This is a genomic window from Paractinoplanes abujensis (genome assembly GCF_014204895.1).
Classification (GTDB): Bacteria; Actinomycetota; Actinomycetes; order Mycobacteriales; family Micromonosporaceae; genus Actinoplanes; species Actinoplanes abujensis.
The window spans coordinates 149,649-166,636 of the sequence record NZ_JACHMF010000001.1; the positions used below are offsets into that span (position 1 = coordinate 149,649).

Consider the following 16,988-nt stretch of genomic DNA (forward strand, 5'->3'; position numbering starts at 1 on the left):
CCGGTGTGCGACCGGACGCGGTGGTGGGTCATTCGCAGGGTGAGATCGCGGCGGCTGCGGTGGCCGGGATTCTGTCGCTGGAGGATGCGGCGAAGGTTGTCGCGTTGCGCAGTAGGGCTTTGGGTGTTTTGGCGGGCCGGGGCGGGATGTTGTCGGTCGCGGAGTCGGTTGAGGCGGTGCGTTCTCGTCTTTCCGGTTTTGGTGATCGGTTGGCGGTGGCTGCGGTTAACGGCCCGTCCGCCACGGTGGTTTCCGGTGAGCCGTCAGCGCTGCGGGAGTTGCAGGCTGCCTGTGGTGACGTGGTGCGTACCCGGCTCATTCCGGTGGATTACGCGTCGCACGGTCCGCAGGTGGAGGAGCTGCGCGCGGAGATCCTGGCGGTGCTGGACGGGATCACGCCGGGCGCGGCGGACATTCCGATGGTGTCGGCGTTGACGGGTGAGTGGTTGTCCGGTCCTGAGATGGATGCCGGCTACTGGTATGCGTCGTTGCGCGAGCCGGTGGAGTTCGACCGGGCGGTCCGGGTGCTGGCCGAGTCCGGGCATGGGGTGTTCGTGGAGGTGTCCCCGCATCCGGTGCTGGTTCCGGTGATCGAGGATCAGGTCACGATCGGCACGCTGCGCCGTGACGACGGTGATGGGCGGCGTCTGCTGACCTCGCTGGCCGAGGCGTTCGTGGCCGGTGTGAGCGTCGACTGGTCGCTGATTCTGGGTGGCGGGGAAACGGTCGCGTTGCCGACGTATGCGTTCCAGCGACGCCGGTTCTGGCCCGAGGTGGCCGCCCCGCCCAGCCGACCCCTCGATGACTGGCGCTACCGCATCACCTGGCAGCCGGCCGGCTTCACCAACCACGCGCTGTCGGGTACGTGGGTCCTGGTGGGCGACGACCCGGACGCGACGTCGATCGCGGAAGCCTTGACCGTGCACGGCGCCGACGTTCTCCGGGTGAACGATCCGGACGAGCTGAACGCCACGATGCTGACGAACGCGAGTGGTGTCGTGTCGCTGCTGGCACTCGACCAGACGCCTGACGCCGAGTTCCCGTGGGTGCCGCGCGGCACCGCCGCCACCGTGGACCTGGTGAAAGCGGTGCACCAGGCTGGGCTCGACGTTCCCGTCTGGCTGCTGACGCGTGGCGCAGTGCAGACCGGTGCCGGTGAGGTGACGACCAGTCCGGCGCAGACCGCGGTGTGGGGTCTGGGCCGGGCGGTGGGTCTGGAACGTCCGGGGTTGTGGGGTGGGCTGATCGATCTGCCGGTGGAGTTCGACGCCCGCGCTGGTGATGATCTGGTGTCGGTGCTCGCGCAGAACGTCGAGGATCAGGCTGCGCTGCGCCCCCATGGTGTGTTCGTCCGACGGCTGGTGCACGCGCAGACTCGTGACACGGTTGTGCCGTGGACGCCCCGCGGCACGGTCCTGCTGACCGGTGGCACCGGATCGATCGGCGTGAGCGTGGGTGAGTGGCTGGCCGGTCGGGGTGCGCAGCGGGTGGTGCTGACGTCGCGGTCGGGCCCGTCCGCGCCGGGTGTCGCCTCGTTGGCCGCGTCAGTGGCCGGCGGTGGTTCGGGGGTCGAGGTCCTCAGCTGCGATCTCGGTTCGCCGGAGCAGGTCGCCGGCATGGTCAATTGGATCGAGGACTCGGGTCCTGGCTTGTCGACGGTGTTGCATTCGGCGAATCTGCCGTATTTGGCGTGGGTGGAGAACACCGAACGTGAGGGCTTGGCCGCCGCGCTGGGCGCGAAAGCGTTGGGTGCGGTGCATCTGGATCAGGCCACGATGGGTCTGGATCTGGACGAGTTCGTGTTGTTCTCGTCGATCTCGGCTACGTGGGGCAGTAACGATCACGGCGCGTATGCGGCGGGGAACGCGTTTTTGGACGGGTTCGCTGAACAGCGCCGCGGCCGGGGCCTGCCCACAACGTCCATCGCCTGGGGCGTGTGGAATACCCGTGACTGGGACGCCGTGGATGCGGCGATGGAGCAGGGTGCGGGGGCGGTGACGCCGAGCCGGTTGCGGAGGCAGGGGATGAATTTCCTGCGGACCGACCGTGCTCTGGCGGCGTTGGGTGAGATTCTGGCCGAGGACGAGACGTTCATCGCGGTCGCTGATGTGGAGTGGGATCGGTTCGCGCCGGTGTTCCGGGCCGCTCGGCCGCGGCCGCTGCTGGACACGATTCCCGAGGCGCGGGAGGAAGCCGAGCCGGCCCCGGCGACCGCGACGGCCGAGCGCGGCGGGTATGCGTCAGAGCTGGCCGCCATGCCGGTTGCGGAGCGTCTGCGGACGGTGATCGACCTGGTCCGGTCGCACGCGACGGCGGTGCTGGGTCTGGAGTCGGCGGAGGAGATCCCGGCCGAGCGGGCGTTTCGTGATGTCGGCTTCGACTCGTTGACCGCGGTCGAGCTGCGGAACCGGCTCAACACCGCGGCCGGGGTCCGATTGCCCTCGACGGTGGTGTTCGACCATCCGAGCCCGAAAGCGCTGGCTGAGGAGATCATCACCCGGCTGCTGGGTTCGGACGCCCGGCAAGTGACCTCGGTGGTGGTGCAGGCACCGACCGAACCCATCGCGATCGTGGGTATGGCCTGCCGCTACCCCGGTGGTGTGCGCAGTCCGGAAGAGTTGTGGGATCTGCTGGCTGATGGTGGTGACGCGATTTCCGGGTTCCCCGCCGATCGGGGCTGGGACGTCGAGGGACTGTTCGATCCGGACCCGGACGCTGAGGGTTCGACGTATGTGACCGAGGGCGGCTTCGTCACCGGGGTGGCCGAGTTCGACGCTGATTTCTTTGGGATCAGTCCGCGTGAGGCGTTGGCGATGGATCCGCAGCAGCGGTTGTTGTTGGAGATCTCGTGGGAGGCCATTGAGCGGGCGGGTATTGATCCGGTTTCGTTGAAGGGGTCGTCTACTGGTGTTTTTGTTGGTGGGACGATGTCGGATTACATCACGGCGGTTGGTGGGAGTCCGGATACGCAGGCGCATGTGATTACGGGTAATGCGTTGAGTGTGTTGTCGGGCCGGATTTCGTATGTGCTGGGTTTGGTGGGTCCGGCGATCTCGGTGGATACGGCGTGTTCGTCGTCGTTGGTGGCGTTGCATCAGGCTGCGCAGGCGTTGCGGTCGGGTGAGTGTTCGATGGCGTTGGCCGGTGGTGTGATGGTGATGGCTGATCCGTCGGAGTTTGTGGGTTTTTCGCGGTTGCGGGCGTTGTCGTCGGATGGCCGGTGCAGGGCGTTCGGTGATGGCGCGGATGGCATGGGCATGGCCGAGGGTGCGGGCATGGTGATGCTGGAACGCCTGTCGGATGCTCGTCGCAACGGTCATGAGGTGCTGGCGGTTGTTCGGGGGAGCGCGGTTAATCAGGATGGTGCGTCGAATGGTTTGTCGGCGCCGAATGGTCCTTCTCAGCAGCGGGTGATCCGGGCCGCCCTGGCGAATGCGCGGTTGTCGGCGGCTGACGTTGATGTGGTGGAGGCGCACGGCACCGGCACGTCGCTGGGCGATCCGATCGAGGCGCAAGCACTCTTGGCGACGTACGGTCAGGAACGTCCGGCCGGGGATGCGCCGTTGTGGGTCGGGTCGATCAAGTCGAACATCGGGCATGCGCAGCAGGCCGCGGGTATCGCCGGTGTGATCAAGATGGTGTCGGCGTTGCAGCACGGCGTGCTACCCCGAACGTTGCACGCGGAGACACCGTCGTCGCATGTGGATTGGTCTGCGGGCAATGTCCGGCTGGTGCAGCAGGCGCGGGACTGGTCGGCTGGTGATCGGACGCGCCGGGCGGGGGTCTCGGCGTTCGGTATCAGCGGCACGAATGCCCACGTGATCATCGAGGAAGCGCCGACCGCGGAACCGACGCCGGCAGAAGAACCCGACGGCCTGCCGGTGCTGGCCTCAGACGTACCGGCTTGGCTGTTGTCGGGCCGGAGCGGGACGGCGCTGGCCGATCAGGCCGATCGGCTGCGGGAGCACCTGATCGCGCAGCCGGATCTCCGCGCCGGTGACGTGGCGTGGTCGCTGGCGACAACCCGGTCGGTGTTCGACCACCGGGCGGTCGTGCTGGGTGAGGACCGGTTGTCCGGGCTGGCCTCGGTGGCGACCGGCCGGCCGGCGGCCGGAGTGGTCACGGGTCAGGTGCCTCCCGGCGGTGTGGGTCGCACGGTGTTCGTCTTCCCGGGTCAGGGTTCGCAGTGGGTCGGGATGGGCCGGGAGTTGGCGGGGGCGTCGCCGGTGTTCGCGGCCCGGCTGGCGGAGTGCGGTCGTGCTTTGGCCCCGTACGTGGATTGGGAGCTCGACGACGTTCTGGCGGGTCGGCACGGTTTTGAGGCCGCTGACGTGGTGCAGCCGGCGTTGTGGGCGGTGATGGTGTCGCTGGCCGCTGTCTGGCAGGCGGCCGGTGTCCAACCGGACGCGGTGGTAGGCCATTCGCAAGGTGAGATCGCGGCGGCTGCGGTGGCCGGGATCTTGTCGCTGGACGACGCGGCGAAGGTGGTCGCCCTGCGCAGCAAGGCCTTGGGTGCTTTGGCGGTCCGGGGCGGGATGCTGTCGATCGCGGAGCCGGTCGGCGTGGTGCGGGAACGGATCGCCGGTTTTGGTGATCGGTTGGCGGTGGCGGCGGTCAACGGCCCGTCCGCCACGGTGGTCTCGGGCGAAACCGAGGCACTGCGGGAGTTGCAGGCTGCCTGTGGTGATGCGGTGCGGACGCGGATGATTCCGGTGGATTACGCGTCGCACGGTCCGCAGGTGGAGGAACTGCGTGCGGAGATCTTGGAGGTGTTGGCGGGTGTAGCTCCGCGCCTGGCAGTGATTCCGATGGTGTCGGCGTTGACCGGTCGTTGGCTGACCGGCGTGGAGATGGATGCCGGCTACTGGTTCGCGTCGTTGCGCGAGCCGGTGGAGTTCGACCGGGCGGTCCGGGTGCTGGCCGAGTCCGGGCATGGGGTGTTCGTGGAGGTGTCCCCGCATCCGGTGCTGGTCCCGGTGATCGAGGACCAGATCACGGTGGGCACGCTGCGGCGGGGCGAGGGTGGCGTCCAGAGGTTGCTGAGCTCGTTGGCTGAGGCGTTTGTGGCCGGAATGGAGGTCGACTGGCGGGCTGTGCTGGGTGGCGGGGCGACGGTCGCGCTGCCGACGTACGCCTTCCAGCGCCGGCACTTCTGGCCCCAGCCGGCGGAAACCTCGGCGGCGGCCGAGGCATCGGCGGGCACTCCCGCGGAGGCGGGCTTCTGGGCCGCAGTCGAGCAGGGTGACGCGGACACCTTGGCGCAGCTCCTGGGCGTGGACTCGGCCGAGGTCGCGCTGAGCGCGCTGACCGACTGGCGCCGCCGGGAGCGCGCCGACGCGGCGGTGGCCGACTGGCGTTATCGGGTGTCGTGGGCCCCGATCGCTGACTCCAGGGCCGTGTTGTCGGGCCGGTGGCTGGTGGTCGGTGACGACACCGAGGGCATCGGTTCGGTGCTGGCCGAGCGCGGTGCCGAGGTGGTTGGTGTGTCCGGGGTGGAGCAGCTTGCCGGCATCGATGGCTCCGGTCTGGCCGGGGTGGTGTCGACAACCGCGTTGAACGGCGGGCTGTCCGGCGGTTCGGATGTCGTCTCGGCGGGCGTGCTGGCGACTCTGGACCTGCTGCGGACGTTGGACGGTGTGGCACCGTTGTGGGTCCTGACCCGGGGTGGTGCGGCTGTCGATGCTGCGGTGGATCCGGTCCAGGCACAGGTGTGGGGTCTTGGTGTCGTTGCTGGTCTGGAGCTGGCCGATCGGTGGGGTGGCCTGATCGATCTGCCCGCGGTGCTGGACGCGCGGGCGGCGTCCCGGTTGGTGTCGGTGCTGGCCGGTAACGGTGAGGATCAGGTCGCGATCCGCCCGGCTGGAATGGTGGGCCGGCGGCTGGAGCGTGCGCCTTGGCCGGTGACGGGACGCTCGTGGACACCTCGAGGATCGGTGCTGGTGACCGGGGGCACGGGCGGGGTGGGTGCGATCACCGCTGGTTGGGTGGCTGAGCGCGGCGCCGCGCGGGTGGTGTTGACAAGCCGGTCGGGCCCGGCGGCCGATGGGGTGGCGGGACGGGCTGCCGCGATCGCCGGGACTGGTGCCGCGGTGGAGGTGGTGGCGTGCGACATCGCCGACCGGGGTGCTGTGGCCGGCCTGTTGGACTGGATCGACACGTCCGGTGCGGCACTGACGTCGGTGTTCCATGCGGCGGGTGTGGGTTTGCAGCGGCCGGTGGGGCAGGTAACCGCGGAGGACTTGGCGTATGTGCTGTCGGGCAAGGCCGGTGGTGCGACGTCCCTCGATGAGCTGACCGTTGATCGTGAGTTGGACGCTTTCGTCTTGTTCTCGTCGGGTGCGGGGACCTGGGGGAGCGGTGGGCTCAGCGCATATGCGGCAGCGAACGCTCACCTCGACGCTTTGTGTGAGAGCCGCCGGGCCCGGGGCTTGGCCGCGACCTCGATCGTGTGGGGCCTGTGGGCCGGTGTGGGCATGGCGGCCGGTGAGGGCGGTGACCGGCTGCTCGACTTCGGCATGGAAGGCATCGACGCCGAGCGAGGTATGCGCGCTCTCGGTCAGATCTTGGATGCCGGTGAGGGGACGGTCGCGGTGGCCGGGTTCGACTGGGCCTCGTTTGTGCCGACGTACACGTTGCGGCGGCCGAGTCCATTGTTGTCGGGTCTGCCCGAGGTCCGCGCGATCCTCGAGGCCGAGCAGCGGCCGGCGGAGGAGCCGGCAGGTTCTGAGCTGGTGACCCGGCTGCGGGGTATGTCGCCGGGCGAGCAGCGGCAGGTGCTGACGGAGTCCGTACGGGCGCATGCGGCGGCGGTGCTGGGTCATGAGTCGGCTGAGGCGGTGTTGCCGCAGCGGGCGTTCAAGGATCTGGGCTTCGATTCGGTCGGTGCGGTGGAGTTGCGGAATCGTCTGTCGGCCGCGGTGGGGGTACGCCTGCCGTCGACGCTGGTGTTCGACTATCCGAACGCGGCGGCTCTGGCCGAGTTCATTCGCGGTGAGCTGGTTGGTGGGGCCACTTCCGACGGCGCGGTGCAGGTGGTGGCGGCGGCCGGTGGTGAGCCGATCGCGATCGTCGGTATGGGCTGCCGTTATCCGGGTGACGTGCGTGGCCCCGAACAGTTCTGGGACCTGCTGACCGCGGGCCGCGACGTGATCACGCCGTTCCCGGCCGACCGCGGCTGGGAAGCGTTCGAGGAGGAATTCGGCGGGTCGGGCCAGTCCTACGTGCGGGAAGGCGGCTTCGTTTACGACGTCGCTGATTTCGATCCGAGCTTCTTCGGCATCAACCCCCGTGAAGCGCTGGCCATGGATCCGCAGCAGCGGCTGCTGCTGGAAACCGCGTGGGAGGCCATCGAACGCGCGGGCCTGGCCCCGTCAGCGCTGCACGGTTCGGCGACCGGCGTGTTCATCGGTGCGAGTCACTCCGGTTATGAGGCGAGTCTGCCGGTCGAGGACAAGACCCTCGACGGCTACCGGTTGACGGGTTCGGTGTCGTCGGTGGCGTCGGGCCGGATCTCGTACGTGCTGGGGTTGACCGGCCCGGCCCTGACTGTCGACACGGCGTGTTCGTCATCGCTGGTCGCGTTGCACCAGGCCGTGTCGGCACTGCGCGGCGGTGAGTGCACGATGGCCCTCGCGGGTGGTGTAGCCGTGATGACGTCGCCCGGCGCGTTCATGGAATTCGCCGAGCAAGGCGGCATGGCGTCCAGCGGCCGCTGCAAGGCGTTCTCGGACTCGGCCGACGGGATCGGCTGGGGTGAAGGCGCCGGCGTGCTTCTCCTGGAACGGCTCTCCGACGCCCAGCGCAACGGTCATCAGGTGCTGGCGGTGATCCGGGGTAGTGCGGTCAACCAGGACGGCGCGTCGAATGGCCTGTCCGCGCCGAACGGTCCGTCGCAACGCCGGGTGATCCGTGCCGCGCTGGCGAATGCGCAGTTGACTGCCGCTGACGTCGATGCCGTGGAGGCCCATGGGACGGGCACCTCGCTGGGTGATCCGATCGAGGCCGGTGCGCTGCTGGCCACGTACGGGCAGGACCGTCCCGAGGACCGGCCCCTGTGGCTGGGTTCGGTCAAGTCGAACATCGGTCATTTGCAGACCGCCGCCGGTGTCGCTGGTGTGATCAAGATGGTGTTGGCACTGCAGCACGGTCATCTGCCACAAACGCTGCATGCGGACACTCCGTCGTCACACGTGGACTGGTCGGCGGGCAACGTCAAACTTCTGCAAGAGGCCCGGGACTGGCCCGACACCGGTCAGCCGCGCCGGGCTGGTGTGTCGGCGTTCGGGGTGAGCGGCACCAACGTCCACGTGATCCTGGAGGAAGCGCCGGCCGCAGTCACCGCGCCGGTTGCGGTGGTCGAGCCGGTGCTGCCGGGCCTCCCGGCGTGGCTGGTCTCGGGTCATAGCGCGGCCGCCCTGGCCGGTCAGGCAGGTCGGCTGCGCGAGCACATCATCGCTCGGCCGGACCTGAACGCGGCTGACGTGGCTTGGTCGCTGGCTACTACCCGGTCGGTGTTCGAGCACCGCGCCGTCGTGCTGGGTGAGGATCTGCCGGCGGGCCTGGCGTCGATCGCGACGGGCCAGCCCGCTCCGGGTGTGGTGAGCGGTCAGGTCGCACCCGGCGGGATCGGCCGGACGGTGTTCGTGTTCCCTGGCCAGGGCAGTCAGTGGGTCGGGATGGGCCGGGAGTTGGCGGATTCGTCTCCGGTGTTCGCGGCCCGCCTGGCCGAATGTGCGGCGGCTTTGGCTCCGTACGTGGAATGGGAACTCGACGACGTCCTGGCCGGTCGGCACGGGTTCGAGGCCGCGAGCGTCGTGCAGCCCGCGTTGTGGGCCGTGATGGTGTCATTGGCCGCGGTCTGGCAGGCCGCCGGTGTGCAGCCGGACGCGGTTGTCGGTCATTCACAGGGTGAGATCGCGGCCGCTGCGGTGGCCGGGATCCTGTCGCTGGACGACGCGGCGCGTGTGGTCACGTTGCGCAGCAGGGCTTTGTCCGCTCTGGCGGGCCGAGGCGGGATGATGTCGGTCGCCGAACCGGTCGGCGCGGTGCGGGAACGGATCGCGAGCTTCGGTGACCGACTGTCGGTGGCGGCGGTCAACGGCCCATCCGCGACCGTGGTGTCCGGTGAGCCGTCAGCGCTGCGAGAGCTGCAGGACGCCTGTGGTGATGCGGTGCGTACCCGGTTGATCCCGGTGGACTATGCGTCGCACGGCCCGCAGGTGGAAGAACTGCGCGCGGAGATCCTGGCGGTGCTGGACGGCATCACGCCGGGTGAGGCGGACATCCCCATGGTGTCGGCGCTGACCGGCGAATGGCTCGCCGGTCCCGAGATGGACGCCGCCTACTGGTACGCGTCACTGCGCGAGCCGGTCGAGTTCGACCGTGCCGTCCACGTGTTGGCCGGCTCCGGCCATGGGGTGTTCGTGGAGGCGTCCCCGCATCCGGTGCTGATCCCGGTGATCGAGGACCAGATCACGATCGGCACGCTGCGCCGTGACGACGGCGGTGCCCAGCGTCTGCTGACCTCGTTCGCCGAGGCGTTCGTGGCCGGTGTGAGCGTCGACTGGTCGCTGATTCTGGGTGGCGGGGAAACGGTCGCGCTGCCGACGTATGCGTTCCAGCGGCGCCGGTTCTGGCCCGAGCTGCCGGAAGTTGCGAGCACGTCGCTGGACGACTGGCGGTACCGCATCACCTGGCAGCCGGCCGGCATCTCCACCGGCCCGCTGGGCGGCACGTGGATCGTCGTCGGCCAGGACCGCGATGCGGTGTCGATCGTGGAGGCGTTGACGGGGCACGGCGCCGAGGTGGTTCGGGTGGCCGGTGCGGCGGACGTGACTGCCGCGGTCCTGGCCGGCGCGGCCGGTGTGGTGTCGTTGCTCGCTTTGGACGAGACCCCGGACGCCGAGTTCCCGTGGGTGCCGCGCGGCACCGCCGCCACCGTGGACCTGGTGAAAGCGGTGCAGCAGTCCGGTGTCGAAGTGCCGGTATGGCTGCTGACCCGGAGCGCGGTCCAGACCGGTGCGGATGACCGGATCACCAGTCCGGCGCAGACCGCGGTGTGGGGTCTGGGCCGGGCGGTGGGTCTGGAACGTCCGGGGCTGTGGGGCGGTCTGATCGACCTGCCCGCCACTTTCCATGTTCACGCCGGTGACGGTCTCGTGTCGGTGCTGGCGCAGAACGTCGAGGATCAGGCCGCGCTGCGCCCCGGGGGCGTGTTCGTCCGCCGGCTGATCCGGGCGTCCCACGTCGTACCGGCAAGCGACTGGACGCCGCGGGGCACGGTCCTGCTGACCGGTGGCACCGGTTCGATCGGTGTCAGTGTCGGCGAATGGCTGGCCGGTCGGGGTGCGCAGCGGGTGGTCCTGACGTCGCGGTCGGGTCCGTCCGCGCCGGGTGTCGCCACGTTGGCTGCCTCGGTCGCGACGGGCGGTTCCGGGGTCGAGGTGTTGAGCTGTGACCTGGGTTCGCCGGAGCAGGTCGCGGGCATGGTCGACTGGATCGAGGACTCGGGTCCGGGCTTGTCGACGGTGTTGCATTCGGCGAATCTGCCGTATTTGGCGTGGGTGGAGAACACCGAACGTGAAGGCTTGGCCGCCGCGCTGGGGGCGAAGGCCCTGGGCGCCGTACATCTGGATCAGGCCACGATGGGTTTGGATCTGGACGAGTTCGTGTTGTTCTCGTCGATCTCGGCTACGTGGGGCAGTAATGATCACGGCGCGTATGCGGCGGGTAATGCGTTCCTGGACGGGTTCGCTGAGCAGCGGCGGGCTCGGGGTTTGCCGGCGACGTCGATTGCGTGGGGTGTGTGGGACACCCGCGATTGGGCTGCGGTCGATGCGGCGATGGAGCAGGGTGCGGGGGCGGTGACGCCGAGCCGGTTGCGGAAGCAGGGGATGAATTTCCTGCGGACCGACCGTGCTCTGGCGGCGTTGGGTGAGATTCTGGCCGAGGACGAGACGTTCATCGCGGTCGCTGATGTGGAGTGGGATCGGTTCGCGCCGGTGTTCCGGGCCGCTCGGCCGCGGCCGCTGCTGGACACGATTCCCGAGGCGCGGGAGGAAGCCGAGCCGGCCCCGGCGACTGCGACGACCGAACGCGGCGGGTATGCGTCACAGCTGGCCGCCATGCCGGTCGCGGAGCGTCTGCGCACGGTGATCGACCTGGTCCGGTCGCACGCGACTGCGGTGCTGGGCTTCGAGTCGGCGGAGGAGATCCCGGCCGAGCGGGCGTTTCGTGATGTCGGGTTCGATTCGCTGACCGCGGTTGAGCTACGCAAGCGACTGAACACGGCGGCCGGCGTCCGGTTGCCGTCCACCGCGGTGTTCGACCACCCGAGCCCCGCGGCCCTGGCCGAGCAGATCCTCACCGACCTGTTCGGTGCCGGATCCGCCGAGCCCGCGGTGACCGTGTCCGTGGCGGCGCCGTCCGAACCCATCGCGATCGTGGGCATGGCCTGCCGCTACCCCGGCGGCGTGCGCAGCCCGGAAGAGCTGTGGAATCTACTGGCCGACGGGGGCGACGCGATCTCCGGGTTCCCCACCGACCGGGGCTGGGACGCCGAAGGGTTGTTCGACCCGGACCCCGACGCCGAGGGCTCGACGTATGTGACCGAGGGTGGCTTCGTCACCGGGGCGGCCGAGTTCGACGCCGACTTCTTCGGGATCAGTCCGCGTGAGGCGTTGGCGATGGATCCGCAGCAGCGGTTGTTGCTGGAGACCTCGTGGGAGGCCATCGAGCGGACCGGCATCGACCCGGCCTCGCTGAAGGGCGCCGGGGTCGGCGTGTTCGTCGGCGCGGCCACCTCCAGTTATCTCGACGCGGCCGCCGCCGACCCGGACGCCGAGGCGCACCTGATCACCGGTAACGCGCTGAGCGTTCTGTCCGGCCGGATCTCGTACGCGCTGGGTCTGGTCGGCCCGGCGATCTCGGTGGACACGGCGTGTTCGTCGTCGCTGGTGGCGTTGCATCAGGCAGCCCAGGCGCTGCGGTCCGGTGAGTGTTCGATGGCGCTGGCCGGCGGCGTGATGGTGATGGCCGACCCCATGGAGTTCGTCGGCTTCTCCCGGATGCGGGCGTTGTCGTCGGACGGCCGATGCAAGGCGTTCGGTGATGGCGCGGACGGCATGGGCATGGCCGAGGGGGCCGGCATGGTGATGCTGGAACGCCTGTCGGATGCTCGCCGCAACGGTCACGAGGTGCTGGCGGTGATCCGGGGGAGCGCGGTCAACCAGGACGGTGCCTCCAACGGATTGTCCGCCCCCAACGGTCCTTCTCAGCAGCGGGTGATCCGGGCCGCCCTGGCGAATGCCCAGTTGTCGGCGGCTGACGTTGATGTGGTGGAGGCGCACGGCACCGGCACGTCGCTGGGCGATCCGATCGAGGCGCAAGCACTCTTGGCGACGTATGGTCAGGAACGTCCGGCCGGGGATGCGCCGTTGTGGATCGGGTCGATCAAGTCGAACATCGGGCATGCGCAGCAGGCCGCGGGTGTGGCTGGTGTGATCAAGATGGTGCTGGCGTTGCGGCACGGCCGGATCCCGCAGACTTTGTACGCCGAGACGCCGTCGTCGCACGTCGACTGGAGTGCGGGCAATGTTCGGCTGGTGCAGCAGGCCCGCGACTGGTCGGCCGGTGACCGGACGCGCCGCGCTGGGGTCTCGGCCTTCGGCATCAGCGGCACCAACGCCCACGTGATCATCGAGGAAGCGCCGGCCGCGGAACCGATGCCGGCGGACGAGCCCGAAGGCTTGCCGGTGCTGGCGCCGAGCCTGCCCGTGTGGATGTTGTCGGGCCGCACTGCGGCCGCGTTGGCGGGTCAGGCGGGTCGTTTGCGCGAGCACGTGCTCGCCCGGCCGGATTTGGATGCCGCTGGTGTGGCTTGGTCGTTGGCCACGACTCGGTCGGTGTTCGACCATCGGGCGGTCGTGCTGGGTGCGGATCCGGTGCTGGGTCTGCTGTCGGTGGCTACGGGCCGGCCGGCGGCCGGGGTGATCACCGGTGAGGTGCCGGCGGGTGCGGGCCGGACGGTGTTCGTGTTCCCGGGTCAGGGCAGTCAGTGGGTCGGGATGGGCCGGGAGTTGGCGGGGGCGTCGCCGGTGTTCGCGGCCCGGCTGGCGGAGTGCGGTCGTGCTTTGGCTCCGTACGTGGATTGGGAGCTCGACGACGTTCTGGCGGGTCGGCACGGTTTTGAGGCCGCTGATGTGGTGCAGCCTGCGTTGTGGGCGGTGATGGTGTCGCTGGCCGCGGTGTGGCAGGCGGCCGGTGTCCAGCCGGACGCGGTGGTGGGTCATTCGCAAGGTGAGATCGCCGCGGCTGCGGTGGCGGGCATCTTGTCGCTGGAGGATGCGGCGAAGGTTGTCGCGTTGCGCAGTAAGGCTTTGGGTGCTTTGGCGGGCCGGGGCGGGATGTTGTCGGTCGCGGAGCCGGTTGAGGCGGTGCGTTCTCGTCTTTCCGGTTTTGGTGATCGGTTGGCGGTGGCGGCGGTCAACGGCCCGTCGTCGACGGTGGTCTCGGGCGAAACCGAGGCGCTGCGCGAGCTGCAAGACGCCTGCGGTGATGCGGTGCGCACCCGGCTCATCCCGGTGGATTACGCGTCGCACGGCCCACAGGTCGAGGAGCTGCGCGCCGAGATCTTGGCCGCTCTCAACGGCATCACCCCGCGCGCGGCGGACATTCCGATGGTGTCGGCGTTGACGGGTGAATGGTTGTCCGGTCCCGAGATGGATGCCGGCTACTGGTACGCGTCGTTGCGCGAGCCGGTGGAGTTCGACCGCGCCGTGCGGGTGCTGGCCGGCTCCGGGCACGGGGTGTTCGTGGAGGTGTCCCCGCATCCGGTGCTGGTCCCGGTGATCGAGGACCAGATCACGGTGGGCAGCCTGCGGCGGGACGAGGGTGGCGCCCAGCGGCTGCTGGCCTCGTTGGCTGAGGCGTTCGTGGCCGGGGTGGTAGTCGACTGGCGGGCTGTGCTGGGCGGTGGCGAGAAGGTTGCGCTGCCGACGTATGCGTTCCAGCGGCGGTATTTCTGGCCGCGGCCGGTTGAGCGGGTGGTGCAGGCGTGGTCGGGTTCGTCGGTGGAGGCGGGTTTCTGGGCTGCGGTGGAGCAGGGTGACGCGGGCGCGTTGGCGCAGTTGCTGGGTGTGGATCCGTCCGAGATCGGGGTGGATGCGCTGGCTGATTGGCGCCGCCGGGAGCGTGGGGATGCGTCGGTGGCTGATTGGCGTTATCGGGTCACCTGGGCTGCGGTCGCCGACACGGAGGCGGTGCTGACCGGCCGGTGGCTGGTGGTCGGTGACGACACCGAGGGCATCGGTTCGGTGCTGGCCGAGCGCGGTGCCGAGGTCATCGAGGTTCCTGACCTGTCGGGGATCGCCTCGATCGACACCACCGGTGTCACCGGTGTCGTATCGGTCCTGGCCCTGACGGAAAGCCCGCATCCGGCCTACCCGGTGGTGCCGGCCGGGCTACCGGCCACCGTGGATCTGGTGCGGGCAGGCATCTCCGCGCCGCTGTGGGTGCTGACCCGGGGTGCGGTCGGCACCGGCCCCGGTGACCCGGTGCGCAGCCTGGCCCAAGCCCAGGTGTGGGGTCTCGGCCTGGTGGCCGGCCTGGAGCTGGCCGATCGGTGGGGCGGCCTGATCGATTTGCCTGCGGTGCTGGACGCGCGGGCGGCGTCCCGGTTGGTGTCGGTGCTGGCCGGTAACGGTGAGGATCAGGTCGCGATCCGCCCGGCCGGAATCATGGGCCGGCGGCTGGAGCGTGCGCCTCGGCCGGTGACGGGACGCTCGTGGACACCTCGAGGATCGGTGCTGGTGACCGGGGGCACGGGCGGGGTGGGTGCGATCACCGCTGGTTGGGTGGTCGAGCGTGGCGCCGGGCGGGTGGTGTTGACGAGCCGGTCGGGTCCGGCCGCCGGTGGGGTGGCCGAGGTGGCGGCGTCGATCGCGGCGGCCGGAGCCGCGGTGGAGGTAGTGGCGTGCGACATCGCCGACCGCGCCTCTGTCACAGGTTTGCTGGAGCGGATCGGTCCGGAGTTGTCGTCGGTGTTCCACGCGGCCGGTGTGGGTTTGCAGCGGCCGGTGGAGCAGGTGACCGCGGAGGACTTGGCGTATGTGCTGGCGGGTAAGGCCGGTGGTGCGGCGCTGCTCGATGAGCTCACGGCTGATCGTCAGCTGGACGCGTTCGTTCTGTTCTCGTCGGGTGCTGGTACTTGGGGTAGTGGGGGGTTGAGTGCGTACGGGGCGGCGAACGCCTATCTGGACGCGCTGTGCGAGAACCGCCGGGCGCACGGCCGGGTGGCGACATCGATCGCCTGGGGCCTGTGGAGCGGTGTGGGTATGGCCGCCGGTAGTGGCGGGCAGCGACTGTCGGAGTTCGGAATGGAGGGCATCGACGCCGAGCGGGGCATGCGCGCCCTCGGTCAAATTCTGGACGCCGGCGAGGGAACGGTCGCGGTGGCCGGGTTCGACTGGGCCTCGTTTGTGCCGACGTACACGTTGCGGCGGCCGAGCCCGTTGCTGTCGGCGTTGCCTGAGGTCCGCGCGATCCTCGAGGCCGAGCAGCGGCCGGTGGAGGATCCCGCCGGGTCCGAGCTGGTGACCCGGTTGCGGGGTATGCCGCCGGCCGAGCAGCGGCAGGTGCTGACGGAGACCGTACGGGCGCATGCGGCGGCGGTGCTGGGTCACGACTCGGCCGAGGCGGTGCTTCCGCAGCGGGCGTTCAAGGACCTGGGCTTCGACTCGGTCGGTGCGGTGGAGCTGCGCAACCGCCTGTCGGCCGCGGTCGGGGTGCGGCTGCCGTCGTCACTGGTGTTCGACTACCCGAACGCGGCCGCTCTGGGCGAGTTCATCCGCGAGGAACTGGTCGGAAAGACCGTCGGCGCTCTGCCGCAAGGATCCGTCCTGGACGTCCTGGACCAGTTGGCCGTGGCCTTGGAGTCGATGCAGGACGTCGGTGATGCGCGCCCGGACATCACCGAACGCATGCAGACCATGCTGTCCCGCTGGTTGCGCAGCGGTGGATCGGACGATGCCACCGCCCCCAGCGAGTCCGGCCGGGAAACCGTGGCCGGGCAGCTCGTCGATGCCTCCGCCGACGAGGTGCTCGACTTCATCAACAAGGAACTCGGAGGCGCGTGATGGCTGACGACAAGAAGCTGCTCGAGACCCTGAAGAAGCTTGCGGCCGACCACTACGAGGCTCGTGAACGGGTCCGCAAGCTGGAGTCCGGCGCGCGCGAGCCGATCGCCATCGTCGGCATGGGCTGCCGCTACCCGGGTGACGTACGTGGCCCCGAACAGTTCTGGGAGCTGCTGACCGCGGGCCGCGACGTGATCTCGCCGTTCCCGGCCGACCGTGGCTGGGAGGCGTTCGAGGAGGAATTCGGCGGATCCAACCAGTCGTACGTCCGGGAGGGCGGTTTCGTCTACGACGCCACGGACTTCGACGCCGTGTTCTTCGGCATCAACCCGCGTGAGGCGCTGGCCATGGACCCCCAGCAGCGGCTGCTGCTGGAAACGGCGTGGGAGGCCATCGAGCGGGCCGGTCTGGCCCCGTCCTCCCTGCACGGCTCGGCGACGGGTGTCTTCATCGGCGCCAGCGGCTCGGGCTACGAGAGCGTCCTGCCGCCGGACGACAAGACCCTGGACGGCTACCGCCTGACCGGCACGGTCTCCTCGGTCATCTCCGGCCGGATCTCGTACGTGCTGGGTCTGACGGGTCCGGCGGTCACCGTCGACACGGCGTGTTCGTCCTCGCTCGTGGCTCTGCACCAGGCGGTGACCGCGCTGCGCGGCGGTGAGTGCACGATGGCGCTGGCCGGTGGGGTAGCCGTGATGACGTCGCCGGGCGCGTTCATGGAGTTCGCCGAGCAGGGCGGCATGGCGGCCAGCGGACGCTCGAAGGCGTTCGCGGACGGCGCCGACGGCATCGGCTGGGGCGAGGGCGCCGGCGTGCTCCTCCTGGAGCGGCTGTCCGACGCGCGCCGTAACGGCC

The 16,988-nt window shown here is 69.7% G+C and carries 2 protein-coding genes (both cut by a window edge); both read left to right on the plus strand.

All coding sequences use genetic code 11. The features are described 5' to 3' along the window. Positions 1–16,133, plus strand: partial view of a type I polyketide synthase gene (locus BKA14_RS00570; RefSeq protein ID WP_184948992.1) — the 3' portion only. The gene continues 15,163 nt to the left of window position 1, outside the view; 16,133 of the gene's 31,296 nt are visible here — the last part of the coding sequence; the start codon falls outside the window, past its left edge; it ends in the stop codon at positions 16,131–16,133. Then, positions 16,133–16,988 carry the beginning of a type I polyketide synthase gene (locus tag BKA14_RS00575; RefSeq protein ID WP_184948993.1) on the plus strand. It continues 21,560 nt past the right edge of the window, so the window shows 856 of its 22,416 coding nt (coding positions 1–856); the start codon lies at positions 16,133–16,135; its stop codon lies off the right edge, out of view. Before BKA14_RS00570 ends, BKA14_RS00575 begins: the two co-directional genes overlap by 1 nt.